Source organism: Bradyrhizobium sp. Arg816, from assembly GCF_029989365.1.
GTDB lineage: Bacteria > Pseudomonadota > Alphaproteobacteria > Rhizobiales > Xanthobacteraceae > Bradyrhizobium.
Genome location: NZ_JAPRAQ010000006.1, coordinates 58,772 through 85,322, shown reverse-complemented (window position 1 = coordinate 85,322; position 26,551 = coordinate 58,772). Strand labels below are relative to the sequence as shown.

Here is a 26,551-nt window from a genome sequence, read left to right as displayed (position 1 = left end):
GGACCGCTTTCGCGAGGGCTCGGGGAGCCGAGCGGTCGGGCCGTTGGCCGTCTCTACACCGCCGGCGGATTGCGGTCGGAGAAGGTGCCGCGCTGGTGCCAGTAGGGATAGGGCAGCGTCACCTTGCTCGCGGCATCGAGCTTTGCGATCTGGTCGTTGGTCAATGTCCAGCCGACCGCGCCGAGATTTTCGCGCAGCTGCGTCTCGTTACGCGCGCCGATGATCAGCGTCGAGACCGTCGGACGCTGGAGCAGCCAGTTCAGCGCGATCTGGGAGACGCTCTTGCCGGTCTCCGTGGCGACCTCGTCGATCGCCTCGACCACGCGATAGACGTGCTCATCGGGCACGGGCGGGCCGAAATCGGCGGTCTTGGGCAGGCGACTGACCTCGGGCTTCGGTTGACCCCGTCGGATTTTTCCGGTGAGGCGCCCCCATCCGAGCGGTGACCAGACCACGGCGCCGAGCCCCTGGTCGACGCCGAGCGGCATCAGCTCCCATTCGTAGTCGCGCCCGATCAGTGAATAGTAGGTCTGGTTGGCGACATAGCGCGGGAAGCCGTGCTTGTCGGCAACCGAGAGCGACTTCATCAGGTGCCAGCCCGAAAAGTTGGAGACGCCGACATAGCGGATCTTGCCGGCGCGCACGAGCACGTCGAGGGTGGCAAGCACCTCTTCGGGCGGGGTGAAGGCGTCGAAGCCGTGAAGCTGGAACAGGTCGATGTAATCGGTGCCGAGCCGGCTCAGCGAACCGTCGATGGCCGCGAGCAGATGTTGCCGCGACGAGCCGATGTCGTTGGGCCCATCGCCGAAGCGGAAGGTGGCCTTGGTCGAGATCAAAACCTTGTCGCGGCGGCCCTTGATGGCCTCGCCGAGGACGCGCTCGGATTCGCCGAGCGAATAGACGTTGGCAGTGTCGAACATCGACACCCCCGCATCGAGGCAGATATCCAGAAGGCGCCGCGCCTCGGCCGCGTCCGTCGTACCCCATGCAGCAAGGCGGCCGACGCCGCCGAAGGTGCCCGTTCCCAGGCTCAAAGCGGGCACCATGAGGCCGGATCGGCCCAAGCGTCGGTATTCCATCGATATGCTCCTCGGCTGGCCGCTGGTTGATCAATGCGGCCTTGGGGGGCGATGGTAGTGCAAGCGCGGGCCGCGTCCTATCACGCGCTCACATACCGGCCTTGCTTGGGAATGACCTAGTCGTGCAGACGCATGTCATCGAATGCGGCATCGGCAACGCGTGGGCCGGCTGTCTTCACCGATGACTGAACCTCGACCTTGGTTGCGGGCGAGGGGAAACAGGCGACTTCGCCGTCACGCGCCTGCCGTGGCAGCAGCGTCAGGCCCCAGCCCACCAGGACGAGCACCGCGAGCCGGATCGCGATCACACCCAGCAACAGCTCCGATCCGCTTATGGTGGCGTGAGTCCTCATGCACGCCAGCCTGATCCGCGCGGCCGGACAAGGCAATCTGGAATTGACGAGGCTTGCCTTCGCCTGCAGCGAAGGCTCAAGGTGATAGCTGGCTGGATGTCAGTGCCGCAACTGGCTCTGCCTGAAGTCGCGCGGCGACATTCCGAAATGCTCGCGGAAGACGCGGCCGAAATGCGAGAGATCGTTGAAGCCCCAGGCGAAGGCGATCTCGCTGACATGGCGATGGGCCAGCACGGGCGAGGCGAGGTCACGCCGGCATTGGGCGAGACGCTCGGCAAGCACATGGCGCTGGAACGAGGTATCCTCGTCGGCGAGGAGATCGTTTACATAGCGCGGCGAGATGCCGAGTGCAGCCGCGGCCTCCGACAGCGAGAGGTCGGGATCCGCGAGGTGAGCGCGGATGTGGGCCTTCAAGCGATAGAGCAAGGCGGAGCGATGGGTGGAGGACGGCAGCGATGTCTTGCCGAGCCGTTCGCTCAGCGCCATCGCGAGCAGATCGACGGCCTGCTCCGACAACGCTGCAGCGTTGTCCGGGGCAAGTCGGTCCGCGCTCTGGCAAAGCCTGAAGATGAAATCATAGGCGAGCCGTTCGAGCGGCACATCGGCGCCGAACGACATCGCGGTGAGCGTCTCGGTGGCGCCGAGCCGGCGCTGCAGCATTTCGCGGGGCACCTTGAAGATCGTCTGCGTGAAGGCGTCGTTGAACTTCAGCTCATAGGGACGCGTCGTGTCGTAGAGCGCGAACTCGCCGGGATGGATCACGGTCTCGCGGCCGTCCTGCACCACGCCTCCGTCGCCGCGATTGCCGAGCGCAACGAGGACAAAATCCTGATCCGAACGCGCGATGCGGGACGGCGTCCGGAACACGTGCTGGCGGTCGGAGCAGACCTCGGAGCACACGGCCTTGCCGAGCGCGGCCTGCGTGACCGAGCCGCGAAAGGCGCTGCCGAGGTCGGACTTGCAGTCGAGCCCGACGAAGACGTCGCAGACGATGTCCTGCCACAGCGCCAGCCGCCGGTAGCCGGGGCTGCCGTCTGTCGTGAACTGGATTGGCATCGGCAAGCCTCCCTGTCACATCCAGCAAAACCGCATGTTGGCGCAAATCCAGCCAGACCGAAGGCAAGTCCCGTACCCGTCGGCGATCCCGGCCAGTCGAGTTTTTGTTCCACTGCGGTCGAGCGCCCGACCGGGTGGCTTGGCCAAATAGACTGCATCGGACGTGGCTTCCGATCAACCGGCAATGGAGGCGGGAATGGGCATCGAACATCCGAAATACAAGGTCGCGGTGGTGCAGGCGGCGCCCGCCTGGCTGGATCTCGACGCCTCGATCGACAAGTCGATCGCGCTGATCAGGGACGCGGCCGAGAAGGGCGCCAAGCTGATCGCCTTTCCCGAGGCCTTCATTCCCGGCTACCCCTGGCATATCTGGATGGACTCGCCGGCCTGGGCGATCGGCCGCGGCTTCGTGCAGCGCTACTTCGACAACTCGCTGTCCTATGACAGTCCGCAGGCCGAGCGGCTGCGCGACGCCGTACGCAAGGCAAAGCTCACCGCCGTGCTCGGCCTGTCCGAGCGCGACGGCGGCAGTCTCTATCTGGCGCAATGGCTGATCGGGCCGGACGGCGAGACCATCGCAAAGCGCCGCAAGCTGCGGCCGACCCATGCCGAGCGCACGGTCTATGGCGAGGGTGACGGCAGCGATCTCGCCGTGCATGCAAGATCAGACATCGGCCGCATCGGCGCATTGTGTTGCTGGGAGCATCTCCAGCCACTGTCGAAATATGCGATGTACGCCCAGAACGAGCAGGTGCATGTCGCGGCCTGGCCGAGCTTCTCGCTCTACGATCCCTTTGCGCCGGCGCTCGGCGCCGAGGTCAACAATGCCGCCTCGCGCGTCTATGCGGTGGAGGGCTCCTGCTTCGTGCTCGCGCCGTGCGCGACGGTCTCGCAGGCCATGATCGATGAGCTCTGCGACCGGCCGGACAAGAATGCGTTGCTGCATGTGGGTGGCGGATTCGCCGCGATCTACGGCCCCGACGGCAGCCAGATCGGCGACAAGCTGGCGCCGGACCAGGAAGGGCTGCTGATTGCCGAGATCGATCTCGGTGCCATCGGGGTTGCCAAGAACGCTGCCGATCCCGCCGGGCATTATTCGCGGCCCGACGTGACGCGGCTCCTGCTCAACAAGAAGCGATACCAGCGCGTCGAGCAGTTCGCGCTGCCGGTCGACACCATTGAGCCCACGGACATCGCGGCCGCGGCAAGCTGATCGCCGGGATCAAGGGGAGGGTACGATCATGGAATCCGCAATTCCTCTGCATCTCGAGACCCAGCGCACGCGCCACAAGCGCGTGCCGGACGATTACCAGCCGCCATACCCGTCGTTCGTGGCGCGCCACAAACCCACCGTGAGCCGTGTCGTGATGGCCTATTTCGGTGTGCAGTATCGCGGCGCGGCGCCGGCGGCTGCGACGGCGGCACTCGCCGAGATCGCGGCGCGGTTTGCTGCCGGGGGCGGGCCTTCGCATTGGGACCGCGCCCGCTACGTCGACCGCGCCGGTTATGAGACCGTCGTGTCGGTTGCCTATTGGGACGACATCGCGCGCTTCGACGCATGGTTCGCGCCGGCACGAGAGGCGTGGACAGTGAAGGCGCGCGAGGGCATCGGCACCTTCATCGAGGTGCTGCGTCCCACGGTCGCCCGGCACGAGACGCTGTTCTCCTCGCTCGACCGGCCCGAGGGCGTGGCCGCAATCGCCGACGGCATGAGCGGCGAGGTGCAGGAGCACGCCTATTGGGGTGGCATGCGCGATCGCATTCCGTTGTCGCAGACCGATCCGATGACGCCGGGCGGCGCGCCTGAATTGATCCGCGACGGCGCGCGGCTGCGGGTGAAGGCGCACGACAATCTCTGCCTGATCCGCTCCGGGCAGGACTGGAGCGATACGGAGGCATCGGAGCGAAAGCTCTACCTCGACGATGTCGAGCCGGTGCTGCGAGAGGGCATGGATTTTCTGCGTGATGACGGGCTTGGCATCGGCTGCTATGCCAACCGCTACATGCAGGTGCTCTCCACCGACGGCAGCGTGAGCGAAAAGTCCTACGGCCAGAGCTGGTGGAAGAGCCTCGCCGCACTTGAGCGCTGGGCGGAGTCGCATCCGACCCACGTCAGGATATTCGGCGCGGCGATGAAATACCTGTCGACGCTCGGGCCGTCGGCAAAGCTGCGGCTCTATCATGAGGTTACGGTGGCGGCGGCGGATGAGCAGTTCTTCGAATATCTGAACTGCCATGCGAAGACCGGCATGCTGGCGGCGGTCGAGACCGTCAGCGGCTGACGCTTGTTGTCTTGAGCATGATCTTATCGGAAAACCGCTGCGCACTTTTCCGGATGATGCTCTACGCCACGCAGTGGCCGAGCAGCTCGGGATGCGCGGCGCAGATGTGATGCGCGCCGGCATCCCGCAGCTCGGCTTCGCTGCCATAGCCATAGAGCACGCCGATCGCGGTCATGCCGTTGGTGCGGGCGCCGATCACGCGTGGCTGCGGTCGCCGATCATGATCGCGCTGCCGGGGTCGACCTTCGCCTCGACGAGCGCGTAGCGCAGCAGGTCGCGCTTGTCGACACGCGTGCCGTCGAGCTCAGAGCCGAACACGCGCTCGAAATACGGTTTCAGGCCGAAATGATCGACGATGCGGACGGCGTAGACCGCGGGCTTGCTGGTGGCGACGAACATGCGCTGGCTGGTTGCGGCGATCGTCGTCAGCGTGTCGATGATGCCGGCATAGGCCTCGTTCTCGAACAGGCCGATATCGGCAAATCGCTCGCGATAAAGCAGTAGCGCACGGTCGGCGAGCTCTTCGCTTCCGGTGAGCTTCTTCAGGCTGGCGTGCAGGGGCGGCCCGATGCACCAGGTCAGCTCGTCCTCGCTCGGCACGGCAAGGTCGAGCCGCTCCAGCGCGTATTGGATCGAGCGGGTGATCCCGGGCTTCGGGTTGGTCAGCGTGCCATCGAGATCGAAGAAGATTGTAGCCATGCCAGTCGTGCCCGTGTTGATACCGCCGTTGTTTGACCTAAACGACGCGGCTGCTCAAGGCAACGCCGCCGCGTCGCGCGACGTTTTAAAGCTCGCTATTGGCAGGGCATAAGCGTAAAGTCCTGCGATCACCGCCCCTTCCCATGGCATCCGTCGGTGACTGAGGGTCACTAGCGCTCCCGCCGAACGAGGAGGAGCGTGCATGCCGCGATTTAATCTGGCCGACTGGATCGTGCCGCCGGTGATAGTCCCTCTGTTTCTGTTGCTCCTGGTGGCTGCTGCGGCTTTTCTGCATGGATAGGACGCCGCTCCAATATCTGGTAAGCGGACGCGATCAAAGCGGCTACGTCAGCCTGGCCCGCACCACGACGGCCGCCGCTCTGAAGAAGGCGAGGGAGCTGTTGCAGGAAGGCTATGTCGACGTGCGGATATGCACGCCGCAGGGCCGGGTTCTGCTGTCTGACGAGTTCGACCAGTTCGAGGCATGAGGAGCGCGGGGGCGTCAAACGGCGCGCCCGGATTCTCCGCGAGGAAAGATACCCGTATGAGAATGCTTATTGTCGCATTGGCGCTTGGCACATTCGTGCAAGGTGCTGTCGCGAAAGAGCCGGACTGCCGCGCGATCGAGAGCACGAGCGGACGGCTCGCCTGTTACGACGCCGCGTTTCCGCCGCAAGCGAAGAAGCCCGCCACGTCGGAAACGGACGTATCTCGAGCCCCCTATAAAGATCCGTTCCTTGATGAAGAAGCCCGCACGGCGGCCAAACTCAAGAATATCTGTCGCGGTTGCTGAGGGAGCCGTCATGGTCCGCGAAACAACCTACGTGGTGCAGGCGTTCAACGCCGGCAAGGGGGGAAATCTGAAGGCCGACTCTCCTATCGTCTGCAAGTCGGAAAGCGGCGCGCTGCGCACGGCGGAGAGACTGGCCTTGAGCAAACTCGGCGTCGTCGCGTTCTCGTCCAGCGGCGATCCCGAAATGGGTGACTATGACGATGAGCCTACGGTGTTCTTCCGAAAGGGCGAGCTTCCGGCTGGTTTCGACTGAGGCCCTGGACGTGGTCGAGCAGATATTTGGCGGAGAGGCACAGATGAACGAGCGACTGGACATATTGAAGAAGGCCCGCGATCGCATGATCGAGGACAGGGACACGCATGCGAAGGTGCTGGCCGCTCCCTTTGATCGTGACAATGCCGAGCGAGCACGGAACAAGTTCGTCGAGCTTCAAATGCTGATCGATGCCCTGGACCGCGCAATCAGCGCAGAAATGCCGGTCTCGGCATAGGACCGAAGCGAGTGAAGGGCGGGACTGGCGGACGTTTCAACGCAGCACCGCAGTGGCATGCCGGCGGCCGCCACGGTTCGCTCTATTGCTGTCTTGCCCATTCGACGATCGCCGTGGCATCGGCGCCCGCCTGCGTCTCCCAGGTGGCGATCGCGGGCGTTGCCGCTTTCCGGAGCGCGGCGACGAGGGACGCCGGCGCCGGCTCGGCGATGCGGACGCCGTTGTCGCGCATGCGCGCATAGTTTTCGATGGTGCGATGGGTCAATAGCGCGAATTGGCCTTGCTCGGTCTCGGCGGCCGCGGCCAGCACCTCGCGCTGCATCGGCTCGGACAATTCGGCAAATGCGTCGCTGCGGACGAAGGCGATCGAGAGCGGCATCGCGTAGTTGATCGCTGTAAAGTAGGGCAGGAAGTCCCAGAGCTTGCGTCCCGCGCCGCCGTCGCCGGAGGTGAGGAACGCATTCAGCCGGTGCTCCCTGAGGCCAGCGAGCGCCGCGTCCATCGGCAGGAACTGTGCATTCGCGCCGGCTGCGCGCATGACCTCGCCGGAGTTGGCGTCGTAGGCCCGCAAATTCAGTTTCGGCAGGGCGTCGGCGCCTTCCAGTGCATGGTCCGACCAGAGGCCCGTGGCCGGCCAGATCGTGACATAGAGCAGCTTGAGGCCGCGTGCCGCGAGCGCCTTCTCGTAAAGCGGGCGCGCCCGCAGATTGGCGGCGCGGGCGAGGTCGACCGACTGCACCAGGAAGGGCAGGGTGGACAATCCGAACACCGGGTCGAGGCTCGAGAGCGCGCCGGCGAAGGCGTCGCCGCCGGCGATGCGACCATCCAGCGCGGCGCGCGGCATTTCGCCCGAGTTGATCTTGAGCTCGTTGTCGAAAGCGTTAGCTACGGTCACGAAACCGTTTGTGCGCGCCGCGACGCGATCGGCGAAACTGGTGAGCCCGAGCCCGGAAATATTGTTCTGCGGATATTCCGTGGTCATCCGCCAGTTGACTTGCGCCATGGCCGGCGCGGCGGGCAGGACGAGGGCTACGAGGACGAGGATCGCGCGGATCCCTTGGGCGGGGCAGCGCATTGGGAGAAGCAGGTCAAACTGCATATATTGGCAACTCGTCGAACCATGGCACGATGCCACAACATGGCACATGATCTTGTTGCATGCCGCGCCGGAGCGCGCCACAGCGATGCTTGGGCACGGCTGACGCGAATTGCATCGCTCACCATCGCTGCACTGCTCGTCTCGGCGACACGGGTGGTGGCGTGGGACAGTTCGCCCGCGAAGACCAATATCGCCGTCCCCAGCGTCGAGGAGCTCGCGATGCCGCCGCCAAAGCCTGCGGATGCGCGCGAGAGCGATACGCGGGAGTCGATCTGCCTGATCGTCGAGGCCGCCGCACGGGATGCCAATTTGCCGCTGGAATTCTTCGCCCGCGTGATCTGGCAGGAGAGCCGCTTCCAGGCCGATGCCGTGGGGCCCATGACGCGCAGCGGCGAGCATGCGCAGGGGATCGCGCAGTTCATGCCGGGTACTGCCAGCGAGCGCGGGCTGCTCAATCCCTTCAATCCGGTGCAGGCGCTGCCGAAGTCGGCGGAGTTTCTGAACGAGCTGCGCAACCAGTTCGGCAATCTCGGTCTTGCGGCTGCTGCCTACAACGCCGGCCCGCGCCGGGTGCAGGAATGGCTCGCGGGCACCGGTCCGATGCCGGAGCAGACCCGCAACTACGTCTATGCCATCACCGGCACGAGCGTCGATGCCTGGGCCAAGGCGGGAGCGACCGGCAAGGGGCCGCCGAGTTCGCCGCCGACCAGCTGCCGCGATCTCATGGCGCTTCTGAAGCGCGCGCCGAATGCCTTCGTCGCCGAGCTCGAACAGCATGTGGAGCTCGCTGCCGCAAAGATCTGGGGCGTACAGCTCGCTGCCGGCTTCGACCGCAACCGGGCGCTGGCGATGTATTCCCGCGCCGTCACGCGGCTGACCGCGGTGATCGGCGAGCGCGATCCGAGCCTGCTGAGTTCGGTGATGCGCAGCCGCGGCACGCGTGCGTTCTATCAGGTGCGCATTGGCGCGGATACGCGTAGCGAGGCGGATGATCTGTGTAATCGGATACGGAAGGCCGGCGGTGCCTGCTTCGTGCTGAAGAACCGGGGTGTGAGCGGATAGGGGACTTCTCCCCCGCGCATGCCAGCCCCGCCGCGCGCTTCCTTGACGTCGGCCGCGGCATTGCCCGTTATGCGGGCACGATTCCGCAACCCCGACCAAAACTCCCCGTGGCGCTTCCTCCGCTCGATTCACCTCAATGGCAAAGTCCCTGGCGAGCCTTTGCGTGGGGGCTGCGCTCGATCACGCAGACGATCCTCACGCTTGTCCTGTTCGCGACCTACCTCGGCATCGGCGCACTCGCCCACGACACCCATTTCAGCCTGCTTTGGGCGCTCTGCTCGACGCTGTTCGTCTGGGCAGGTCCAGCGCAGATCATCCTGATCACGACGCTCGGCTCGGGCGCCACCATCATCCAGTCGGCGATTGCGGTGACGGTCAGCGCGATCCGGCTGTTCCCGATGGTGGTCTCGGTGCTGCCCCTGATGCGCACGCCGACCACCAAGCGGCGCGAGCTGTTCTTTGCGGCGCACCTCACCGCCGTGACGCTGTGGGTCGAATGTCATCGCTTCCTGCCGCAGGTGCCGCGCGAGCGGCGGATCGCCTTCGTGAACGGACTTGGCTTCGGCCTGGTCTCGGTATGCCTCACCGCCAACACGGTTGGCTATTTCCTTGCCGCCAACCTGACGCAGACGCTTGGCGCGGCGATCCTGATGCTGACGCCGCTGTCGTTCCTGTTCTCGACCGCGCGCAACAGCCGCGAGGTCGCCGACGTCGTCGCGCTGACGCTCGGGGTTCTGCTCTATCCGATTGCCGCGAAGATGAACTCCGGCCTCGACATCCTCGTCAGCGGCCTCGTGGCCGGCACGATCGCCTATGGCGTGCATTGGTGGCGGGAGGTGCGCGCATGAGCGCTGCGCAGCTCATCGGCGACTGGCATGCGCTTGTCGTGCTGTTCGTCGCCGGCGTTGTTCCCAACCAGATATGGCGCATGCTGGGCCTTTGGTTCGGCGGCGGCATCGACGAGGGCTCCGAGCTCCTGGTCTGGGTGAGGGCGGTTGCCACCGCGATCCTGGCCGGCGTCATCGCCCAGATCGTGGTCGAGCCGCCGGGGGCGTTGGCAAGCGTGCCTGACGTCTTGCGCTATGGCGCGGTCGGCGCAGGCCTCGTCGTCTTCCTGCTGACCCGCCGCTCGATCTTCGCGGGCGTGGTCACAGGCGAAGTCTTCATGCTGGCCGGGAAGTGGTGGTTAGGCTAAAACCACCGGCGAACAGCAAGGAACTGGAAATATGGTTCGCGAAAACGAGCTCCGCGAGGGTGAGGTCGCCATCGAGTTGCCGTCGACGGAGGATGCCGGCCTCGTCTTCATCGGCCGCATCCGCACGCCCTGGACCTCGCGGATGGAGACGCCGCGACAGGGACGTCAGGACGGCCCGGTGTGCCGGCTCGAGATCTTCGAGCCGTTCGTGCCGGCCATCAAGGGCGTCGATTTCTACAGCAATCTCGAGGTGCTCTACTGGCTCGACAAGTCGCGCCGCGACATCGTCCTGCAAAGCCCGAAGAACAACGAGAAGACCCGCGGCACGTTTTCGCTGCGCTCACCGGTTCGGCCCAATCCGATCGGGACCTCGATCGTCAAGCTCGTCGGTATCGAGGGCAATGCGATTCTGGTGCGCGGGCTCGACTGCATCGACAACACGCCGCTGATCGACATCAAGCCAGATCGTTGCGAATTCACGCCGCTGGCCGCCCCGCAAGCAGGGGATTTTCAGACGGAGTGAGGGGCGCGATCGTAGCCCGCATGGAGCGCAGCGGAATGCGGGGAGGTCCCGGATTACGCTTCGCTCCATCCGGGCTACAGCGCTGATATCTACCCCGCCTTCAGCGCCGCGATCAGCTTGGCCGCGTTCTCTTGCAGGACCTTGACGTCTTCCTTGCGGCTGGCGGGCGGCAGCATCGCCACGCCGTCGTGGCGCGGCATCACGTGCATGTGGAGATGAAACACCACCTGGCCGCCGGCGGGCTCGTTGAACTGCTGGACGGTGATGCCGTCGGCCTCGAACGCTTTCATCGCGGCCGCCGCGATCTTGTGCGCGCCGCGGGCGACGTGGGCGTAGTCATCAGGCTTGATGTCGAGGATGTTGCGGGCAGGGGCCTTCGGGATCACCAGCGTATGGCCCGATACCCGCGGCATGATGTCGAGGAAAGCCAGCACATGCTCGTCCTCATAGACCTTGTGGCAGGAAAACTCGCCGCGCAGGATCTTTGCGAAGATGTTGTTGGGGTCGTAGGCGGTCATGGCGGCTCCTCGAATTTTGCGCTTACTGTCACCAGCCACGGCAAACCGTCAAGGCGCCTCGTCGACGCCTTTCCGGAACGGGCCGAGCTCGGCCAGCTCCCGCCCGGCCTCGGCGACATAGGCACGCTCGCGCTTGAGGTAATCGTCGATGGCGCGGCGCAGGCCGGGATCGGCGATGAAGTGCGCGGAATGGGTCGTCTTCGGCAGGTAGCCGCGCGCGATCTTGTGCTCGCCCTGCGCGCCGGCCTCGACGTTGTCGAGGCCGTGTTTGATCGCGAAATCGATCGCCTGATAGTAGCAAACTTCGAAATGCAGGAACGGATGATGCTCGACCGCGCCCCAGTTGCGGCCGAACAGCGTATCCGAGCCGATGAAGTTGATCGCGCCCGCGATCCAGCGGCCGTTGCGGCGGGCCATCACCAGCAGCACGTCCTGGCTCATGCTCTCGCCGATCAGCGAGAAGAATTCGCGGGTGAGATAAGGCCGGCCCCATTTGCGCGAGCCGGTCTCCATGTAGAATTGGAAGAAGGCGTCCCAGGCATCCTCGGTGATGTCGCTGCCGGTGAGCCAGTGGATGGTGATGCCGCCGGCAAGCGCATCGCGCCGCTCGCGCTTGATCGATTTGCGGTGGCGCGAATTGAGCGTGGTGAGGAAATCGTCGAAGGTCGCAAATCCCTCGTTGCGCCAGTGGAACTGCTGATCGGTGCGCTGGAGGAAGCCGTGCCCGGCGAGCCGTTTCCACTCCCCCTCACGCGCGAAGGTCACGTGCACCGAGGAGGCCTTGCTGACGCCGCATAGCGCCACCAACCCGCTCGCCAGCGTCTCCGCGATGCGCTCGCGATCGACGCCGTCGCGGACCAGCAGCCGGGGCCCTGTGGCCGGGGTGAAGGGCACCGAGACCTGGAGTTTCGGATAGTAGCGTCCACCTGCGCGCTCATAGGCGTCCGCCCAGCCGCGGTCGAAGACGTACTCGCCTTGGGAATGCGATTTCAGATAGCAGGGCACGACCCCGGCGACGCGGCCATCGACCTTAGCCACCAGATGCCGCGGCCCCCAGCCGGTGCGGATGGTGGCCGAACCCGATTTCTCAATTGCGGATAAAAACGCGTGCGAGACGAACGGGTTATAGGCGGGTTTTGAGAGGCCGAGGGAATCGCCTGGAAGCCCGGATGAAGTTCCGGCGCCATGCCCGTTGCAAGCCTTGTCGGGATTGGCACAGGCGTCCCAATCCTCGGCAGATACCTCGCCAATCGAGGGTACAGCCTCGAGTGTGATTTCAGATGATGCCATCGTGCCCAAGATCGTGCATTGCAGCAGTGACTTCAAGAGGGCGGGAACAGCAAGCCCTACGGCACGAACCCCTCAAAGATCATCTGATCCGCATATTGCCCGACCCGCGTCCGCTGCTCCGGGGTGCGCACGGTCCAGCCGAGCAGGGCGCAGCCGAGGACGTTGCGGGCGATCCAGGGGGCGGGGGCCGGCAGATGGTCGACCTTGAAGGCGACGAAATGCGGCTGGGTCTGAAAGCCGTGGCGCAGGTACAGCATGCTGTCGCGCTGCGCCTGCGCCAGCTTCGCCCAGTACTCGTCCTCGTAGGTCCGCTGCGCGACGATGCCGCGCGGGCGGGAGGGCAACAGCTCACGCAGCGCCAGCACCTGGTCGGGATCGAACGACATGCCGACGGCGGGGCCCTGGTAGGACGACAGCACCTCGGCCATCCGCTTCACCAGCTTGCGGTCGCCGCCAAAATGGCTCTTCACCTCGATCACCAGCGGCACGCGGCCGGCGACCATGGCGCAGAGATCGCTGAGCGACATCATCCGCTCGTCCGTGTCTTTGAACTTGACCGCCTTCAGCTCGGCCGCGGTCTTCTCGACCACCTCGCCGGCGGCCTCGGTGAGGCGGCCGAGCGCGTGGTCATGATGCACCATGGCCTCGCCGTCGGCGGAGAGCTGGATGTCGACCTCGATCGAGAAATTGCCCGCGATGGCAGCCTGCACCGCGCCCGGCATGTTCTCGACGATGCCGCGCGAAATGTCATGCAGGCCGCGATGGGCGACCGGCCGGGCTGTCAGCCAATCAGGAGCGCGCAACGCCGTCAGCTCCGTGTCAGGCGACCTCGAACACGCCTTCGACCTCGACCGCCGCATCCGCGGGCAGCGAGGCGACGCCGACGGTGGTGCGGGCGTGGCGGCCCTTGTCACCGAAGGCGGCTACCATCAGGTCGGAGGCGCCGTTCAGCACCTTCGGCCCGTCCAGGAAGTCGGGTGCCGAGTTGATGAAGCCGCCGAGGCGCACCACGCGCACGACCTTGTCGAGGTCGCCGAGCGCCGCCTTGACCTGGGCCAGCAGATTGACGGCGCAGCCGCGCGCCGCCGCGGCACCGTCTTCGATCGAAACGCCGGCACCGAGCTTGCCCTTGGCGATCAGCTTGCCGGCGGGGTCGAAACAGACCTGGCCGGAGACGAATAGCAGGTTACCGGTGCGCACGAACGGCACGTAATTGGCGACAGGGGTAGGGGCCTCGTGCAGCTTGATGCCCTGTTCCGCCAGTTTTTGCTCGACCGTGCCCGCCATGTTCGACCTCGTTGTCCAAATTTCATCCGCCCGGCTGCGTCCGTTTGGGGGCCGGGCGCGCCCTGTTTCGCCCATCGAGCCGCCACATGCAAGCAACCGGGACGACTGCATTTTGTTGTGGCCAAGCAGCAGGTTCAAGGCGGGGGCCGCAACTTTACGTGAAACGGCCTCAGTTGCGACGCAATGGAACGGTCATTAAAATGTCGAATCTGCGCTTTCCCCAGGGATGACACATGGTGCACCTTTTCCGGACTTCGCTCAGTGTGATGGCGCTCGCGGCGGCTGCTTTCGGCGCAGGCGGGGGAGTGCAGGCTGCCAGCGGTCCGTTCCTCGCGCACCAGGCGCTCTATGACCTCAGCCTTGTCAAATCGCGCTCCAACTCGGTCAACAGCGCGCGCGGCCGCATCCTCTACAATTTCACGGGAAGTTCGTGCGAGGGCTACACCTCCGAATTCCGCCAGGTCTCCGAGCTCGACAGCGGCGAGGGCAAGCTCACGCTGAGCGACCTCCGCTCCAACTCCTGGGAGGACGCCGCGGGAAAAAGCTACCGCTTCAAGATCGAGACGCGGATGAACGAGGCCGATGCCGGCCGGGTCGACGGTTCGGCCGAGCGCGACGGCGACCACATCAACGTCAAGCTGAAGCTGCCGGCGCCGAAGAATTTCACGCTCGACGGCAAGATCGTGTTCCCGACCGAGCAGATCCAGCGCATCATTGCCGCGGCCAAGGACGGCAAGTCGTTGCTCGAGCTGTCGGTGTATGACGGCTCCGACGACGGCCAGAAAGTCTACAACACGCTGACCGTGATCGGTCAGCCGATTCCCGCCGAGCGCGCCACCTCGGCCGACCCGTCGACCACGGACGAGCACATGAAGTCGCTCAAGCGCTGGCCGATCACCGTCAGCTATTTCGACCGCGACGCCCAGCAGAAGGAAGGCGAGCAGACGCCGGTCTACGCGATGGCGTTCGAGCTCTACGAAAACGGCGTTTCGCGCCAGCTCGTGCTCGATTACAACGATTTCGTCATCTCCGGCGCGATGGGCAAGTTCGACGTCAAGGACAGCAAGCCCTGTAATTGAGGGGAGATCCCTCCGCGCGAGCAGGGCCGTAGGGTGGGCAAAGCGTAGCGTGCCCACCACTTTCCAGGTGAGCCGCAGGATCGTGGGCACGACGCTGTGCGCCTTTGCCCACCCTACGAGATCTCTCTTCGCCGCTTTGCTCTTCGCAGTGATAGACTAGCTCTCGTCATACTCCCCAGCTACGCTCCTCCTCCCAACCACAAACCCGGGAGGCAAGCACAATGCCCAAGCTCGACCATCTCCGCCCCAGCGGCCTGCATCACAATCCGGCCTATTCCCACGTCGTCACCGCTTCCGGTGCGCGCACCATCTACATCTCCGGCCAGGTGTCGGTGGACGAGGAAGGGCGGATCGTCGGCGAGGGCGATATTGCCGCGCAGACGACGCAGGTGATGCAGAATCTCGGCCACGCGCTGAAGGCGGCCGGCGCGACCTACGCCAACATCGTCAAGATCACGACCTTCGTGGTGAACTACAAGCCGGAGCTGCGCCGGATCATCGGCAAGGCCCGCTCGGCCTTCTTCGAGGGCATGGAGCCGCCTGCCTCGACGCTCGTCGGCGTCTCCGCGCTTGCCGCGCCGGAATGGCTGATCGAGATCGAGGCGATCGCAGTCGCGGATTGATCCCGCAGCCCGGATGGAGCGAAGCGCAATCCGGGAAACCCGTCGGACGCGCCGTCCCGGATTTCGCTGTGCTCCATGCGGGCTACAAGCGTTTCGCTTCGGACATCTCTTGCAAGACTTTCAGAGCCTCATCGGCACGCTCAACAGGTACGAAAAGATGATCGTGGTGGAAGGCCGACACCGCATTCACGCTGATGCCGGCTTCGGCCAGTCGCGCCGTGACTGCAGCCAGGAAGCCCACCGCATCGAGTGCGGAGTGAACCGTCAGGGTGATCAGGCGCGAGGCGAACGCGGAGCGTAAGCCTGACGCCTCGGCTTCTTCGCGCAGGATCACCAGCGTGGTTCCTTCCTGCTCGCGAAACGTCAGCAGCGGGTTGACCGCTGCGGGAATGGGCTCGCTGGGTGGGATCGTGCAAAACACGAAGATGCCGCCCAGCAGCTCCGGCTTCATGTTCCTCAACAGCGCGTCGAGATCGTGTTCGCCTGTCACGATGGTCAGCCTCTCAGCGCGTTCGGATCGGTGTAGCTTGCGAAACTCATCAGCGCTGGAACCTGACAGAGGGCCTCGCCAACATACCTTTGTATATCTCTTCCAATCCTTCTCATACGCTGACCTTACGCTGGTACAATTGAGCGACGGCGGGAGATTCTTACAATTTGAGTCTACTCGGGTCACTGCGAGGAAGCTCAAATGAACGTCATGATTGGAAAGCTCAACGGCCTGTGGCACCTCATCGTCGGGTCTTGTCAGATCCGAACTCCGTTCCTGGCAACTCAGGATCGGCAGTTGGTCATTCAGTATGCCCGGCGTGTCTATCCGGGTGCACGGATCTTCGAACGCGACTGAATTGGGCAGGACTCGATCACTCCTGCTGTCCTGTTTCAGGGCCATCATACGCGATGCCGCGAATGACGGCGGAGTTGCCGAACTTCTTGCGCAGACTGTCCACCGCGCGCTCGGCATGCGCAGCACGGCGGTCGAGCATGTCAGTGTCGTCGGCGGGCGAGCCTTCGCGCAGCGCGCTGACGCCGGCGCCCATCAGGCGGAAGGCAGTGCCGTCGATCTCCTTCGCGAGCATCTCGCGGCAGATCGAGAATATCTTGGCGGCAAGCTGCGTCGGGCCTGCGATCGATTGCGAGCGGGTGCGCTGGCGGAAATCGGCGGTCTTCAGCTTCAGCGTGACGGTCGAGCCGGCAAGCTCGCTGCTCTTGAGCCGCGACGAGGTCTTCTCGCAGAGCCGCCACAGGATCTTCTCCAGCGTCGCGAAATCGCGGATGTCGGTCTCGAAGGTGGTTTCGCTCGAAATCGTCTTGGCGCCCCGATCGGGCTCGACGCGGCGGTCGTCGATGCCGCGGGCGAGCCGCCACAGCCTGCGGCCGTCGCTCGGAAATTGCCGCATCATCTCGATCTCGTCGGCCCTTTGCAGGTCGGCGATGATGCGGAAGCCGCGCTGCGCCAGGCGCTCCTGCGTGGCCGGGCCGACGCCGAAGATGAAGCCGACCGGCCTCGAAGCCAGCATCAAACGGGCTTCCTCCTGATCGAGCGCGGCAAAGCCGCGCGGCTTGTCGAGATCGGAGGCGATCTTGGCCAGGAACTTGTTGCAGGACAGGCCGACCGAGACGGAGATGCCGATGTCGCGCTCGATGTTGCGCGCGAACCGCGCCAGCACCTTGGCCGGAACCATGCCGTGCACCCGCTCGGTGCCGGAGAGATCGAGGAAGGCCTCGTCGATCGAGAGCGGTTCGACCAGCGGCGTCAGCGCCTGCATGGCCTGGCGCACCTCGCGGCCGACACGGACGTATTTCGCCATGTCGGGCGGGATCACGGTCGCGTGCGGGCAGGCCTCGAGCGCCCGATACATCGGCATCGCCGAGCGCACGCCATAGGTGCGGGCGATGTAGCAGGCGGCCGACACCACGCCGCGCTTACCCCCGCCGATGATGACGGGCTTGTCGGCGATATCAGGGTTGTCGCGCTTTTCGACCGTCGCATAGAAGGCGTCGCAGTCGATATGGGCGATGGTCAGGCCTGCGAGCGCGCGGTGGCGGACGAGGCGAGGGGAACCGCAGGCGGAGCAACGCCGCACGCCCATATTCAGATCGGCCAGACAATCCCGGCAGAAGCAGCGAGGCCCGGCCGGGTCAGAGGCGGTCACGGCACGTCGCGCTCCCAGGTCCGGTCGCCGAGCGCGTCGCCCAACACCTGCCGCGCCGCAGCAACGTTGGTCGGATGCAGCTCCGCGGTCGAGGCAAAGGCCTTCACGGTGGCGTCATCGCGCATCACGAAATCGAGCACGCTGAGGAGGAAATTCGGGTCCGAGGCGGCATTGCGCAGGGTCTCCGGACCGACCCCTGTCTCAGCCAGAAACAGGCCCAGCCGCTCGGGATCGCCAGCCACGAAGGAGAGCGCCTGAATTGCAACGATTTCAGCGACTTCGCGAGGGTTGTGAACAGGCTTTTTCAAGGGGCCAGTTTGCCTTTCCATTAACTTTCGGTGTCTACTTTGCAGCCATCATGCCCGAGTCTCAAGACCGCCGACAAGCAACTGGAAACCACATCGCAGAAAGTCGGCCCTCGGGTTTAACGAAACTCAAGCGAATCTGAGGCTAGTTTGAATCCAGTTTTCGAAGCGCCGGCGAGCGGCGCCTGAGGCGTCACATGTATAGGGCTTCGTGCCAATCAGGAGGGCGGGATGGCTAAGACCGTCCTGATCGTGGAAGACAACGAGCTCAACATGAAGCTCTTCCGCGACCTGTTGGAGGCGCACGGTTACCAGACCTCCGGCACCAGCAACGGCTACGAGGCGCTCGACCTCGTTCGCAAGATGCGACCCGACCTCGTGCTGATGGATATCCAATTGCCGCAGGTCTCGGGCCTCGAGGTCACGCGCTGGATCAAGGACGATCCGGAGCTGCGTGCCATTCCCGTCGTCGCGGTCACGGCGTTCGCGATGAAGGGCGACGAAGAGCGCATCCGCGAGGGCGGCTGCGAGGCCTATTTGTCCAAGCCGATCTCGGTCGGCAAATTCATTGAGACGGTCCGGCGTTTTATCGGATAGGAAGTGAGTTCACAGTGTCCGCGCGTATCCTGGTTGTCGATGACGTTCCCGCCAACGTCAAACTCCTCGAAGCTCGCCTGTCCGCCGAATATTTCGACGTGATGACCGCCTCGAACGGCACCGAGGCGCTGGCGCTGGCCAGCCGCGCCGAATGCGACATCATCCTGCTCGACGTGATGATGCCCGACATGGACGGCTTTGAAGTGTGCCGCCGTCTCAAGACCGATCCGGCGACGCACCACATCCCCGTCGTGATGGTCACCGCGCTCGACAGCCCCGCCGACCGCAATCGCGGGCTGGAAGCGGGCGCCGACGATTTCCTGACAAAACCCGTCTCCGATGTCGTGCTGATCGCGCGCGTGCGCTCGCTGACGCGGCTGAAGATGATGACCGATGAGCTGCGCATGCGCGCCATCACCTCGCTCGAGATCGGCATGCAGGCGCCCGAGCGCAGCGCGGTGGCTGACACCGGCAGGGGCGGCCGTATTCTACTGGTCGACGACCGTCAGTCCTCCTATGAGCGGCTGGCGACGATCCTCGCCGCGGAGCACACCATCGACGTCGAGCCGAACCCGACGGAAGCGCTGTTCCACGCCGCCGAGGGCAACTACGACCTGCTGATCGTCTCGCTCGACCTCAACAATTTCGACGGGCTGCGGCTGTGCAGCCAGGCGCGCTCGCTGGAGCGCACGCGCCACGTGCCGATCCTGGCGATTGCGGACCCCGAGAACTCGACGCGGCTGCTCCGCGGCCTCGAGATCGGCGTCAACGACTACCTGCTGCGCCCCATCGACAAGACCGAGCTGCTGGCCCGCGCCCGCACGCAGATCCGCCGCCGTCGCTACACCGATCATTTGCGCGACAACGTGCAGAACTCGATCGAGATGGCGATCACCGATGCGCTCACCGGCCTGCACAATCGCCGCTACATGGAGAGCCATCTGGCGACGCTCGCTGACCAAGCCTCGACGCGCGGCAAGCCCCTGGCGCTGATGATTCTGGACATCGACTATTTCAAGTCGATCAACGACAATTACGGCCACGACGCCGGCGACGACGTGCTGCGCGAGTTCGCGGTGCGCGTGCGCAAGTCGATCCGCGGCATTGACCTTGCCTGTCGCTACGGCGGCGAGGAGTTCGTCATCGTGATGCCGGAGACTGATCTGCACGTCGCCGGCATGGTCGCCGAGCGCCTGCGCCGCTCGATCGCGGGCGAGCCGTTCGCTGTCCACAAGGGCACCAAGCGCATCGAGGTCACGATCTCGATCGGCCTCACCACGCTGGAGCAGAAGGGCGAGGCGGTCGCCGACGTCCTCAAGCGCGCCGACACCGCGCTCTACCGCGCCAAGCACGACGGCCGCAATCGCGTGGTGTCGCAGGCGGCGTGAGGCCGCCTGCAACAAGAACTGCGAAAACAACCCCATGCACAGTACCCGGCGCTAGTCGGATCAATGGCTTATGCGGGTGGCTAGGCGGGCCTATGCCGATTGCCCGGGCGTTTGACACGTCGGGCAAAACAGGAGCATTTTGGTAGGATCGGGCAGGGCGCGGTTGTTGCGCGAAGCCCTCTCCCCAAACTCCACTGTCATTCCCCGCGGAGGCGGGGAATCCAGTACGCCGCGGCCTCTCGGTTCAATCACAACCGCTTCTGGAATACTGATCACCCGCTTTCGCGGGTGATGACACCGAGTGATGCGGCAGCAGTGCTCAGTGTGGCGAGCGCTTGTCTGCCACCGCCGGCTTCTCATCACCACCCACATCCACGCCCGCATTCCGCAGCAGCACCTTGGCCGCTTCCTTCGCGGCGCGGGCCATCGCGGGGTCGTCGCGCACGAGGTCCTGCGCGATCGAGCCATCGACCAGGAGCACGAGCTGGGTGGCGAGCGTATCCGCCTCCGTGACGCCGAGCTCGTTCAACCGCTCGCGAAACCAGACGCGGCGGCTCTCCTTGAAGGCGATGGCGATCTTCTTCACGGCGCGGTCCGTCGGCCCGAGCTCAGCGACCGCATTGACGAACGGGCAGCCGCGAAAATCCTTGGCCGCAAAGCGCCGCTCCAGCGAATCGAAGGTGCCGAGAATCTGCTCGGCCGGCGGCTTGTCGGAGGGGCGCGGCTTGACGAAGCGGCGCTCCAGATAGGCCGCGATCAGCGCGTCCTTGGAGGGGAAGTGGTTGTAGAGCGTGCGCTTGGAGATGCCGATCTCGGCCGCGATGGTGTCGACGCCGATGGCGCGAATGCCTTGCAGATAGAACAGCTTGTCGGCGGTCTCGAGGATCCGCTCCTTCATCGTCTGTGGTGTGGGCGGGGGAGCCATGCAGCGGGATGCGTCCTGTTCGCTTGACAACATGGACCTTTCATAGCCTAAGTACACAGGTCTGTGTAACCAAAATCATCGAGAATTGCAGACGCCGGCGCGCGCGTCGCGCCGACGAGGGAGAAGAATATGCCCCTGTTGCAGGTCCTGCGTCCGACATTGCCCATCCTGATCGGCGCCTCGATCATGCTGACGCTGAGCATGGGGCTGCGGCAGAGCCTCGGCATCTTCATGCAGCCGCTGACGCACGACATCCATTTGTCGGTGTCCGACTTCACGCTGGCGCTGGCCGTGCAGAACCTCGCCTGGGGCTTTCTCCAGCCGCTCGCCGGCGCGATGACTGTCCGCTATGGCTTTCGTCCCATCATGATCGTCGGCTCGTTCATGTACATTGCGGGCCTGGTGCTGATGGCGACCGCGAACGGGCTCGTCAGCATCATGATCGGCGCCGGCGTGCTGATCGGGACGTCGCTGGCCTGCACCGCGGCGGCGATCGCGATGTCGGTGGCGGCGCGCGCGGTGCCCGCGACGGTGCGCTCCACCGTGCTCGGCATCGTGTCCGGCGCGGGCTCGCTTGGTGCGCTGCTGTCCGCGCCGATCGGGCAGATGCTCAACGAGGGTTTTGGCTGGCGCGCCGGGCTCGCCGGCTTCGTCATCATGTCGGTGCTGATGATTCCCGCGGCGTGGTATGCGGGTCGCGTCGACCAGGTCCCGCTGCCGAAGCCGGCCGCCGACGACATCGGCGATGCCACCGCCGCATCGGTGGCGAAGGCGGCATTCGGCAACGTCCCCTTCGTGGTGATGACCTGCGCCTATCTCGTCTGCGGCATGCAGCTCGTGTTTCTCACCACGCATCTGCCGTCCTATCTGGCGATCTGCGGCCTCGATCCGATGCTGAGCGCGCAGACGCTCGGAATGATCGGCGGTTTCAACGTGCTGGGCTCGCTGTTCTTCGGCTGGGCCGGCCAGCGCTGGAACAAGCTCGCGCTGCTCGGTGGCATCTACATCCTGCGCTCGCTCGCGCTCGCCTGGTATTTCATGCTGCCGGCGACGTCGTTCTCGACGTTGCTGTTCGGTGCCATCATGGGTTTCCTCTGGATGGGTGTCGGGCCGCTGGTCGCCGGCGCCGTCGCCGAGATGTTCGGCCTGCGCTGGCAGGCGATGATCCAGGGCCTTGCCTTCATGAGCCACCAGATCGGCAGCTTCCTTGGCGCGTACGGAGGAGGGGTGCTCTACGACGCGCTCGGCTCCTACACCATGGCCTGGCGCATCGGCGTGGCGCTGGGCTTGGCCGGCGGCATCATCCAGGTCGCGTTCGCGCTGATCCGGCCGTCGCAGCCGCCGACGCCGGTGTTGCGGACGGCGTAGGCGGGGTGGTGCTCGCGAACGTCAGCTTGGGAGCTTACAGCGGATGCCGTGCGCTAGGCATGACAGGCAAAAGCCGCTCGCGCCCGAAGCGCACATCAGGCATGCGGCTCGCGGGCATCATCCTTCGCTGTTCAATAGCCTACGCGGGGCTCAGCGCTCTACCATGTAGGATGGGGGCGCAACGGTCAGAAAGTCTTCGCGCACCGGCGCGAAGAAATCGATCAACTCTGAATCTTCCGGAAAATAGGCTTCGTGTTCGATGCCACCCGGGATCACGGCGATGTCACCGGGCTTCATTGTTCGCTTTTTGTCGTCAATTCGAAATTCCATGGTGCCGGTAATCATCCACACGAACTGCTCATGCGGATGCTTGTGAGCGGCGGCGCGCGCGCCCGCCTTAATTCTCCAGCTGACCATCGTGCCTTGTTTGCCCGATATGACTCGGCGCCGAATGTTCTCGGTAATCTGCTCTTCGGGCACTGACGCCAGTTTGTCGAAACCTGTGATGACGGGCATGTCGCTTACCTCCGCGTGAGATGTCGGACGTCACGACCATATCGAACGTGCGCGGTCCGCGTAAGGCGGCCATGGCGAAATTCATCTCAGCGTCGTTTTGCTTTGCGAAGCAACGTCGAGCTCCCATCGCGCCAATTATTGTAACAAGAACAACGGCTCTCCTGTCGACTGTTGGCCCATTAGCGAAGTGCGAACCGTCTGATTGAGGTCGGCTTCGCGGGCCGCAGCGGACCAATTTTGCTCAGGTTGAGCTATTCGCATTTTGAACCAAGACGGACATGGACCGCACGGCGTTCCTTAGCTACCGACTTGCCCAATTCGGCGTGGGGAATCGCGGTGCAGGTCCCAACCCGTCGGGCCAGACTACCGCCTGCCTTCCGTCCTGCCACTGGATCGTCACGGCCTTCTGTCCGATCTGGAAACCGCGCTGGTCGACGGCGAAGTCACCGAGGACAGACCTGGTTTTGAGTGACAGCAGCGCGTCGCGGAGCTTTTCAGATTCGGTGGTCCCTGCCTGCCGCACCGCCTCGGCAAAAATCTGGCAGCCCGCATACGAGTTGGCCGATTGAACAGCCGGCGCGCGGTTGAATTCCTTTTGGTACGCCGCGACGAATTCCGGATTGCCGGGATTTGGCAAGCTGCCGTCCCAGAATGTTGCGCTGTAGACAAACTCGGCATCCTTTCCGAGCAACTGGTAAAATTCCGGCAGCAAGCCATAGGGCAGACTGCTCACCATCTTGGTATCGAAGTTCAGGACCCGCATCTGGCGAATCATCGCCATCAGATCATCGATCCGGACGGCTGCCGTAACCAACAGATCCGGAGCAGACTGCTGCACCTTCAGGAAGACCCCGGAGAAATCGCTTGTGCCAGTGGGATAGCTTTCGAGGGACACCACATTCAAACCCATGCTCCTGGCAAGTTCGTTGGTGGTTTTCGCCACTGCCTTCGGCAACAGCGCATCCTGATAGACGATTGCCACATTCTTCAGTCCATTGCGCGCTGCGAGGTCAAGCGCACCGACTGCTGCTGAGTCAACTGGTGCGAGTACCATGATCAGGTACTTGCGCCCCTTTTCCCAGATCGAGCTCGTCGCGGCGTTCGCCGCAATCATCACCTTGCGATACTTGTCCGGGATGTCAGCAACGGCTTCCGTAATTGCGGTGCCGTAAGGTCCGAGAATCGCGTCGACCTTGTCCTCGGTGATCAGCTTCTCGTACAGGCGCGCCGCAGTCTTTTCGTCAGATTCATCGTCGTAGATCAGGAACTCGACGGTCTTGCCGAGCAGACCGCCTTGCGCGTTCAGGTGCTTCTGACACAGCAGGTAGCCCTCCCGGCCATATCTGCCTTGAACGGAGTATGCCTTCCCGGTGATTGACATAGTGGCGCCGACCCGAAGCCGTTCGCGATCGGGATCCTGAGAGAGCGCGGATCCGCAAATCCCGAGCGTAACCAGAGCGGCGAGAACGATAACGACGAAGGACCTGGCCACGGGAATTCTCCCAAGCCTGACGATCCCACCCACTCGAGCATTTTAGCACAATGCGAACCAGATCGAAACGTACGCACTTGTGTCTTCTGACGTTCAGCGAGGAGAGGGAACTCTGTCCGAGCCTCGCCTTTCGCCTTCATTGCGCGATCTAACATAGGAACGGACCGCAAAGTCCGCTCGTGGCCCTCAGCTGAACAACGAACGGGCCGCCGCCATGTCGGCTGTCTGCGGGAGACCGGACGTTGTACGACGATTGCCTTGACGGGCGCTCCTGACCTATTTCGGACATCAATTTTCCAGCCCGAGACTGACCAGAGGTCGGTTGCCTCGACGACAGCGGCTCGCACACTCAGGCCTTCCAAATCAATGATCACCTCGCGGGGGAAATGGTCGGCGGGGCCGCCGGGTTAACGACGCCATAGTGGTCAGCCAGGAAATTGCTCGAGTTGGCATAATTCGCCGGCCGAGACCTTTCCGGTAGCATCGTGGCGTCCCAAGCCTCCCAGTCGCTTTTCAGCCGTTCGAATACGTCTTTCTCCCGATCCTTGAGGTTGGCCCGCTCACGCGGGTCTCTCGCAAGATCGAAGAGGAATTCGTTCCCAGCAACCCGCAAATATTTCCGATCGCCGTCGCGGATAGCACGCTGCGATCCCGCCTTATAGCGCCAGCACAATTTCCGAGGATGCGCCTCCATCCGGGTAGTCAAGACTTGTCCAAGATCCTCTCCATCGGATGGATACGCCGCGTCCGGCGATGTGCCGGCAGCAGCCAGTAAGGTCGGCATCCAGTCCATCGTGATCATGACCTGCTCGGACACCGCTCCAGGCGCGATCCGTCCAGGCCAGCGCACGATCGCGGGAATGCGAATGCCACCTTCGAGCAGCTCGTGCTTCATGCCGGTAAACGGCCATACGTTGGAGAATCGTTCGCCGCCATTGTCACTGGTGAGAACGACAATGGTGTTGCCGGCGAGACCGCTGGCTTCGAGCGCTTGCAGCACGCGACCGATATTGGCGTCCAGGCTCTGCACCATCGCCGCATAAGTTTTCTGCGAGCCGCCATCGCGGTCAAAAATATCCCTGATCCGCTTCGACTCTGCCTCATCATCCGGCCCTTCCCATGGCCAATGCGGAGCGGTGAAATGCAGGCTCAGCAGAAACGGCTCTTTTGACTTGGCGTAGCCTTCAATAGTTTGCACGGCTCGATCGCCGAGTAAGTTTGTCATGTAACCGTGACGCTCAACCGGTACCTCCTGCTCGTAAAGTTGATGCGCAAGTCCGGGGAACGGTAATACATACGTCCGGGAAGCCTCCGCTCCATGATTGAAATAGTCGGCGCAGCAGCCGAGTATCCCGAAAAACTGATCATAGCCGCTCTTCATCGGACTGAAATCCGGCAGATCACCAAGATGCCACTTTCCAACTAGCGTCGTGCCATACCCAACATTCTTCAGCAGCGACGGCAAAGTGGGGTGACTTGGCGCCAAGCCAGTCCCTTTGGGACTTAAAGAAATAAGCGGCTCTTCGAGCCCAACCGGCAAGCGAGCCTGATAGCGCCCCGTGATCAAAGCCGTGCGCGTCGCAGAGCAGTCAGGCGAATTGGAGTACGCCTGCGCGAATCTCAATCCCTCGGCAGCCAGCCGGTCTATGTTCGGTGTCGTATAGTCCCGCTGACCGTAGCAGCCCACATCGGCGTAGCCGAGATCATCCGCCAGGATGAAGACCAATGTTCGGCTTTGTCGATTGAGCCCGAGCCGGGCGACGATGGCCCATCCCCGCGAGTGCCAATGAACTCGCGGCAGTCGTTTGGACAAAACGACGACGAGAAATTGCGCTCTGCTGAACCACGAGTGCTCTCCCTCTTAAGTTGATTGGTGACTGAGAACAAACCTTAACATCCTAGTCGCTTTCGCGATAGCGGATGGGTTGCCCGCGAGAGCTGAACCGAAGGCACTGCAGCAACCAGGATGTCCACTTCTGGCCCACTGCTGGCCAATCGGAGCATCGTTCGAGACGGCAGCTTTTGACCCTTATCGGAAGTCGGTGGGCCCAATCTCGCCGTCTACCGTTGGCAGGTATCGGAGCCATTCGCCGGATCGGATGCCTCGCGGGTCAACACCTTGGTGCGAAGCGGTGTAGTCGATCTCTCCGCACGTGGCGCCGATGTCCATCAGCTCCGTGTCGCTCAACTTGGACAGGGTGGCGCGCAATTTTTGGCATTCGCGGCGCTCCCGAAAGGCATCCCAATATTTCCAGATGAAGCTGGAGACATGCCGGGTTGATACGGATGTTCGTTCCAGCAACGTTGTGACGTGCGTCAAGTTCATTGCGAAGTCCCCCTGGGACGGAGTTTCTTCCACGGCCTTAGCGTTCCCC

Annotated in this window: 32 protein-coding genes and 1 pseudogene; 16 read left to right on the top strand and 17 right to left on the bottom strand. The window is 63.9% G+C overall.

Annotation, left to right across the window (positions count from 1 at the left end; all coding sequences use genetic code 11):
- Positions 1-53: 53 nt before the first annotated feature.
- The 3 genes from OWC48_RS16550 to OWC48_RS16540 all read right to left on the bottom strand — a co-directional run bounded on the left by OWC48_RS16550 (position 54) and on the right by OWC48_RS16540 (position 2,488).
- Positions 54-1,079 (bottom strand): aldo/keto reductase, encoded by a 1,026-nt coding sequence (locus tag OWC48_RS16550; protein WP_282520956.1) that lies wholly within the window; start codon positions 1,077-1,079, stop codon positions 54-56.
- Between the two features lie 116 nt (positions 1,080-1,195).
- Positions 1,196-1,432: a hypothetical protein gene (locus tag OWC48_RS16545; RefSeq protein WP_282520955.1), complete on the bottom strand. Its 237-nt coding sequence runs from the start codon at positions 1,430-1,432 to the stop codon at positions 1,196-1,198.
- Positions 1,433-1,531: 99 nt separating this feature from the next.
- Positions 1,532-2,488, bottom strand: coding sequence for a helix-turn-helix domain-containing protein (locus tag OWC48_RS16540; RefSeq protein WP_282520954.1), 957 nt, complete (start codon positions 2,486-2,488; stop codon positions 1,532-1,534).
- A 196-nt stretch (positions 2,489-2,684) separates the two neighbouring features.
- On the opposite strand from OWC48_RS16540, the gene OWC48_RS16535 reads away from it, so the two are divergent.
- Both OWC48_RS16535 and OWC48_RS16530 read left to right on the top strand, forming a co-directional pair.
- Positions 2,685-3,701 (top strand): carbon-nitrogen hydrolase family protein, encoded by a 1,017-nt coding sequence (locus OWC48_RS16535; protein ID WP_071917400.1) that lies wholly within the window; start codon positions 2,685-2,687, stop codon positions 3,699-3,701.
- Positions 3,702-3,729: 28 nt separating this feature from the next.
- Positions 3,730-4,770, top strand: a complete 1,041-nt coding sequence (locus OWC48_RS16530; protein WP_282520953.1) for a phenylacetaldoxime dehydratase family protein — start codon at positions 3,730-3,732, stop codon at positions 4,768-4,770.
- A 61-nt stretch (positions 4,771-4,831) separates the two neighbouring features.
- Here OWC48_RS16530 and OWC48_RS16525 read toward each other — a convergent pair.
- Positions 4,832-5,469: pseudogene (locus tag OWC48_RS16525) on the bottom strand (HAD family hydrolase).
- Between the two features lie 293 nt (positions 5,470-5,762).
- Here OWC48_RS16525 and OWC48_RS16520 point away from each other — a divergent pair.
- The 4 genes from OWC48_RS16520 to OWC48_RS16505 are packed head-to-tail and all read left to right on the top strand — an operon-like array spanning position 5,763 to position 6,753.
- Positions 5,763-5,957: a hypothetical protein gene (locus OWC48_RS16520; protein WP_063982774.1), complete on the top strand. Its 195-nt coding sequence runs from the start codon at positions 5,763-5,765 to the stop codon at positions 5,955-5,957.
- 56 nt (positions 5,958-6,013) lie between these two features.
- Positions 6,014-6,262: a type VI secretion system-associated protein TagO gene (locus OWC48_RS16515; protein ID WP_282520952.1), complete on the top strand. Its 249-nt coding sequence runs from the start codon at positions 6,014-6,016 to the stop codon at positions 6,260-6,262.
- Between the two features lie 10 nt (positions 6,263-6,272).
- On the top strand, positions 6,273-6,515 hold the full coding sequence (locus OWC48_RS16510) for a hypothetical protein (RefSeq protein ID WP_063982778.1): 243 nt from the start codon (positions 6,273-6,275) through the stop codon (positions 6,513-6,515).
- 43 nt (positions 6,516-6,558) lie between these two features.
- Positions 6,559-6,753, top strand: coding sequence for a hypothetical protein (locus tag OWC48_RS16505; RefSeq protein WP_282521220.1), 195 nt, complete (start codon positions 6,559-6,561; stop codon positions 6,751-6,753).
- Positions 6,754-6,835: 82 nt separating this feature from the next.
- On the opposite strand, the gene OWC48_RS16500 is transcribed toward OWC48_RS16505, so the two are convergent.
- Complete coding sequence (locus OWC48_RS16500; RefSeq protein ID WP_282520951.1) at positions 6,836-7,852, bottom strand: TRAP transporter substrate-binding protein; 1,017 nt, start codon at positions 7,850-7,852, stop codon at positions 6,836-6,838.
- 39 nt (positions 7,853-7,891) lie between these two features.
- Here OWC48_RS16500 and OWC48_RS16495 point away from each other — a divergent pair, with 39 nt between their 5' ends.
- The 4 genes from OWC48_RS16495 (at position 7,892) to tsaA (ending at position 10,632) form a co-directional block, all read left to right on the top strand.
- Complete coding sequence (locus tag OWC48_RS16495; RefSeq protein ID WP_282520950.1) at positions 7,892-8,914, top strand: lytic transglycosylase domain-containing protein; 1,023 nt, start codon at positions 7,892-7,894, stop codon at positions 8,912-8,914.
- A gap of 107 nt (positions 8,915-9,021) precedes the next feature.
- Complete coding sequence (locus OWC48_RS16490) at positions 9,022-9,762, top strand: AzlC family ABC transporter permease (protein ID WP_282520949.1); 741 nt, start codon at positions 9,022-9,024, stop codon at positions 9,760-9,762.
- Complete coding sequence (locus OWC48_RS16485) at positions 9,759-10,109, top strand: AzlD domain-containing protein (RefSeq protein ID WP_282520948.1); 351 nt, start codon at positions 9,759-9,761, stop codon at positions 10,107-10,109. The genes OWC48_RS16490 and OWC48_RS16485 overlap by 4 nt, the downstream gene beginning before the upstream one ends.
- Before the next feature lie 31 nt (positions 10,110-10,140).
- Positions 10,141-10,632, top strand: a complete 492-nt coding sequence (tsaA, locus tag OWC48_RS16480) for a tRNA (N6-threonylcarbamoyladenosine(37)-N6)-methyltransferase TrmO (RefSeq protein WP_014494668.1) — start codon at positions 10,141-10,143, stop codon at positions 10,630-10,632.
- 89 nt (positions 10,633-10,721) lie between these two features.
- Here tsaA and OWC48_RS16475 read toward each other — a convergent pair whose 3' ends face one another.
- Genes OWC48_RS16475 through OWC48_RS16460 form a run of 4 tightly spaced genes read right to left on the bottom strand, consistent with a single transcriptional unit; the run spans position 10,722 to position 13,727 of the window.
- Complete coding sequence (locus OWC48_RS16475) at positions 10,722-11,150, bottom strand: HIT domain-containing protein (RefSeq protein WP_282520947.1); 429 nt, start codon at positions 11,148-11,150, stop codon at positions 10,722-10,724.
- 48 nt (positions 11,151-11,198) lie between these two features.
- The gene (locus tag OWC48_RS16470; protein WP_282520946.1) at positions 11,199-12,440 is read right to left on the bottom strand and encodes a GNAT family N-acetyltransferase; all 1,242 of its coding nucleotides are present in this window, start codon (positions 12,438-12,440) and stop codon (positions 11,199-11,201) included.
- 56 nt (positions 12,441-12,496) lie between these two features.
- Complete coding sequence (locus OWC48_RS16465; protein WP_282520945.1) at positions 12,497-13,243, bottom strand: glycerophosphodiester phosphodiesterase; 747 nt, start codon at positions 13,241-13,243, stop codon at positions 12,497-12,499.
- A gap of 16 nt (positions 13,244-13,259) precedes the next feature.
- Positions 13,260-13,727, bottom strand: coding sequence for a RidA family protein (locus tag OWC48_RS16460; protein WP_014494672.1), 468 nt, complete (start codon positions 13,725-13,727; stop codon positions 13,260-13,262).
- A 233-nt stretch (positions 13,728-13,960) separates the two neighbouring features.
- Between OWC48_RS16460 and OWC48_RS16455 the strand changes: the two genes are divergently transcribed.
- Both OWC48_RS16455 and OWC48_RS16450 read left to right on the top strand, forming a co-directional pair.
- Positions 13,961-14,806 carry a cell envelope integrity EipB family protein gene (locus tag OWC48_RS16455; protein ID WP_282520944.1) on the top strand — a complete coding sequence of 282 codons (846 nt, stop codon included), beginning with the start codon at positions 13,961-13,963 and terminating at the stop codon, positions 14,804-14,806.
- Positions 14,807-15,027: 221 nt separating this feature from the next.
- On the top strand, positions 15,028-15,429 hold the full coding sequence (locus tag OWC48_RS16450; protein WP_282520943.1) for a RidA family protein: 402 nt from the start codon (positions 15,028-15,030) through the stop codon (positions 15,427-15,429).
- A gap of 82 nt (positions 15,430-15,511) precedes the next feature.
- Here the strand turns inward: OWC48_RS16450 and OWC48_RS16445 are convergent, their stop codons facing one another.
- Complete coding sequence (locus OWC48_RS16445) at positions 15,512-15,919, bottom strand: ACT domain-containing protein (protein ID WP_282520942.1); 408 nt, start codon at positions 15,917-15,919, stop codon at positions 15,512-15,514.
- A gap of 201 nt (positions 15,920-16,120) precedes the next feature.
- On the opposite strand from OWC48_RS16445, the gene OWC48_RS16440 reads away from it, so the two are divergent.
- Positions 16,121-16,276 (top strand): hypothetical protein, encoded by a 156-nt coding sequence (locus OWC48_RS16440; protein ID WP_193375984.1) that lies wholly within the window; start codon positions 16,121-16,123, stop codon positions 16,274-16,276.
- Positions 16,277-16,292: 16 nt separating this feature from the next.
- Here OWC48_RS16440 and OWC48_RS16435 read toward each other — a convergent pair whose 3' ends face one another.
- The gene (locus OWC48_RS16435; protein ID WP_282520941.1) at positions 16,293-17,585 is read right to left on the bottom strand and encodes a DNA polymerase IV; all 1,293 of its coding nucleotides are present in this window, start codon (positions 17,583-17,585) and stop codon (positions 16,293-16,295) included.
- Entirely contained in the window at positions 17,582-17,893 is a 312-nt protein-coding gene (locus OWC48_RS16430) for a DUF3572 domain-containing protein (RefSeq protein WP_045008046.1), read from the bottom strand. The genes OWC48_RS16435 and OWC48_RS16430 overlap by 4 nt, the downstream gene beginning before the upstream one ends.
- Positions 17,894-18,121: 228 nt before the next feature.
- On the opposite strand from OWC48_RS16430, the gene OWC48_RS16425 reads away from it, so the two are divergent.
- Together OWC48_RS16425 and OWC48_RS16420 are read left to right on the top strand one after the other, a co-directional pair.
- A complete protein-coding gene (locus OWC48_RS16425; protein WP_008566616.1) occupies positions 18,122-18,487 on the top strand; it encodes a response regulator in 366 nt (121 codons plus the stop codon).
- 14 nt (positions 18,488-18,501) lie between these two features.
- Entirely contained in the window at positions 18,502-19,875 is a 1,374-nt protein-coding gene (locus tag OWC48_RS16420; protein ID WP_028150565.1) for a PleD family two-component system response regulator, read from the top strand.
- Between the two features lie 319 nt (positions 19,876-20,194).
- Here OWC48_RS16420 and OWC48_RS16415 read toward each other — a convergent pair whose 3' ends face one another.
- The gene (locus OWC48_RS16415) at positions 20,195-20,800 is read right to left on the bottom strand and encodes a TetR/AcrR family transcriptional regulator (protein ID WP_282520940.1); all 606 of its coding nucleotides are present in this window, start codon (positions 20,798-20,800) and stop codon (positions 20,195-20,197) included.
- A 129-nt stretch (positions 20,801-20,929) separates the two neighbouring features.
- Between OWC48_RS16415 and OWC48_RS16410 the strand changes: the two genes are divergently transcribed.
- Positions 20,930-22,168 carry an MFS transporter gene (locus OWC48_RS16410; protein ID WP_282520939.1) on the top strand — a complete coding sequence of 413 codons (1,239 nt, stop codon included), beginning with the start codon at positions 20,930-20,932 and terminating at the stop codon, positions 22,166-22,168.
- A 150-nt stretch (positions 22,169-22,318) separates the two neighbouring features.
- Here the strand turns inward: OWC48_RS16410 and OWC48_RS16405 are convergent, their stop codons facing one another.
- The 4 genes from OWC48_RS16405 to OWC48_RS16390 all read right to left on the bottom strand — a co-directional run bounded on the left by OWC48_RS16405 (position 22,319) and on the right by OWC48_RS16390 (position 26,502).
- Positions 22,319-22,684 (bottom strand): cupin domain-containing protein, encoded by a 366-nt coding sequence (locus OWC48_RS16405; protein ID WP_282520938.1) that lies wholly within the window; start codon positions 22,682-22,684, stop codon positions 22,319-22,321.
- Between the two features lie 301 nt (positions 22,685-22,985).
- Entirely contained in the window at positions 22,986-24,176 is a 1,191-nt protein-coding gene (locus OWC48_RS16400; RefSeq protein ID WP_282520937.1) for an amino acid ABC transporter substrate-binding protein, read from the bottom strand.
- Positions 24,177-24,546: 370 nt separating this feature from the next.
- Complete coding sequence (locus OWC48_RS16395; protein WP_282520936.1) at positions 24,547-25,902, bottom strand: sulfatase; 1,356 nt, start codon at positions 25,900-25,902, stop codon at positions 24,547-24,549.
- Positions 25,903-26,205: 303 nt separating this feature from the next.
- Positions 26,206-26,502, bottom strand: a complete 297-nt coding sequence (locus OWC48_RS16390) for a DUF1127 domain-containing protein (protein ID WP_282520935.1) — start codon at positions 26,500-26,502, stop codon at positions 26,206-26,208.
- Positions 26,503-26,551 lie beyond the last annotated feature (49 nt).

Coding starts and splice junctions, on each gene's coding strand:
- OWC48_RS16550 (WP_282520956.1), bottom strand. CDS start 1,079: ATGGAATACCGACGCTTGGGCCGATCCGGCCTCATGGTGCCCGCTTTG.
- OWC48_RS16545 (WP_282520955.1), bottom strand. CDS start 1,432: ATGAGGACTCACGCCACCATAAGCGGATCGGAGCTGTTGCTGGGTGTG.
- OWC48_RS16540 (WP_282520954.1), bottom strand. CDS start 2,488: ATGCCAATCCAGTTCACGACAGACGGCAGCCCCGGCTACCGGCGGCTG.
- OWC48_RS16535 (WP_071917400.1), top strand. CDS start 2,685: ATGGGCATCGAACATCCGAAATACAAGGTCGCGGTGGTGCAGGCGGCG.
- OWC48_RS16530 (WP_282520953.1), top strand. CDS start 3,730: ATGGAATCCGCAATTCCTCTGCATCTCGAGACCCAGCGCACGCGCCAC.
- OWC48_RS16520 (WP_063982774.1), top strand. CDS start 5,763: ATGGATAGGACGCCGCTCCAATATCTGGTAAGCGGACGCGATCAAAGC.
- OWC48_RS16515 (WP_282520952.1), top strand. CDS start 6,014: ATGAGAATGCTTATTGTCGCATTGGCGCTTGGCACATTCGTGCAAGGT.
- OWC48_RS16510 (WP_063982778.1), top strand. CDS start 6,273: ATGGTCCGCGAAACAACCTACGTGGTGCAGGCGTTCAACGCCGGCAAG.
- OWC48_RS16505 (WP_282521220.1), top strand. CDS start 6,559: ATGAACGAGCGACTGGACATATTGAAGAAGGCCCGCGATCGCATGATC.
- OWC48_RS16500 (WP_282520951.1), bottom strand. CDS start 7,852: ATGCAGTTTGACCTGCTTCTCCCAATGCGCTGCCCCGCCCAAGGGATC.
- OWC48_RS16495 (WP_282520950.1), top strand. CDS start 7,892: ATGGCACATGATCTTGTTGCATGCCGCGCCGGAGCGCGCCACAGCGAT.
- OWC48_RS16485 (WP_282520948.1), top strand. CDS start 9,759: ATGAGCGCTGCGCAGCTCATCGGCGACTGGCATGCGCTTGTCGTGCTG.
- tsaA (WP_014494668.1), top strand. CDS start 10,141: ATGGTTCGCGAAAACGAGCTCCGCGAGGGTGAGGTCGCCATCGAGTTG.
- OWC48_RS16475 (WP_282520947.1), bottom strand. CDS start 11,150: ATGACCGCCTACGACCCCAACAACATCTTCGCAAAGATCCTGCGCGGC.
- OWC48_RS16470 (WP_282520946.1), bottom strand. CDS start 12,440: ATGGCATCATCTGAAATCACACTCGAGGCTGTACCCTCGATTGGCGAG.
- OWC48_RS16460 (WP_014494672.1), bottom strand. CDS start 13,727: ATGGCGGGCACGGTCGAGCAAAAACTGGCGGAACAGGGCATCAAGCTG.
- OWC48_RS16455 (WP_282520944.1), top strand. CDS start 13,961: ATGGTGCACCTTTTCCGGACTTCGCTCAGTGTGATGGCGCTCGCGGCG.
- OWC48_RS16450 (WP_282520943.1), top strand. CDS start 15,028: ATGCCCAAGCTCGACCATCTCCGCCCCAGCGGCCTGCATCACAATCCG.
- OWC48_RS16440 (WP_193375984.1), top strand. CDS start 16,121: ATGAACGTCATGATTGGAAAGCTCAACGGCCTGTGGCACCTCATCGTC.
- OWC48_RS16425 (WP_008566616.1), top strand. CDS start 18,122: ATGGCTAAGACCGTCCTGATCGTGGAAGACAACGAGCTCAACATGAAG.
- OWC48_RS16415 (WP_282520940.1), bottom strand. CDS start 20,800: ATGGCTCCCCCGCCCACACCACAGACGATGAAGGAGCGGATCCTCGAG.
- OWC48_RS16410 (WP_282520939.1), top strand. CDS start 20,930: ATGCCCCTGTTGCAGGTCCTGCGTCCGACATTGCCCATCCTGATCGGC.
- OWC48_RS16405 (WP_282520938.1), bottom strand. CDS start 22,684: ATGCCCGTCATCACAGGTTTCGACAAACTGGCGTCAGTGCCCGAAGAG.
- OWC48_RS16390 (WP_282520935.1), bottom strand. CDS start 26,502: ATGAACTTGACGCACGTCACAACGTTGCTGGAACGAACATCCGTATCA.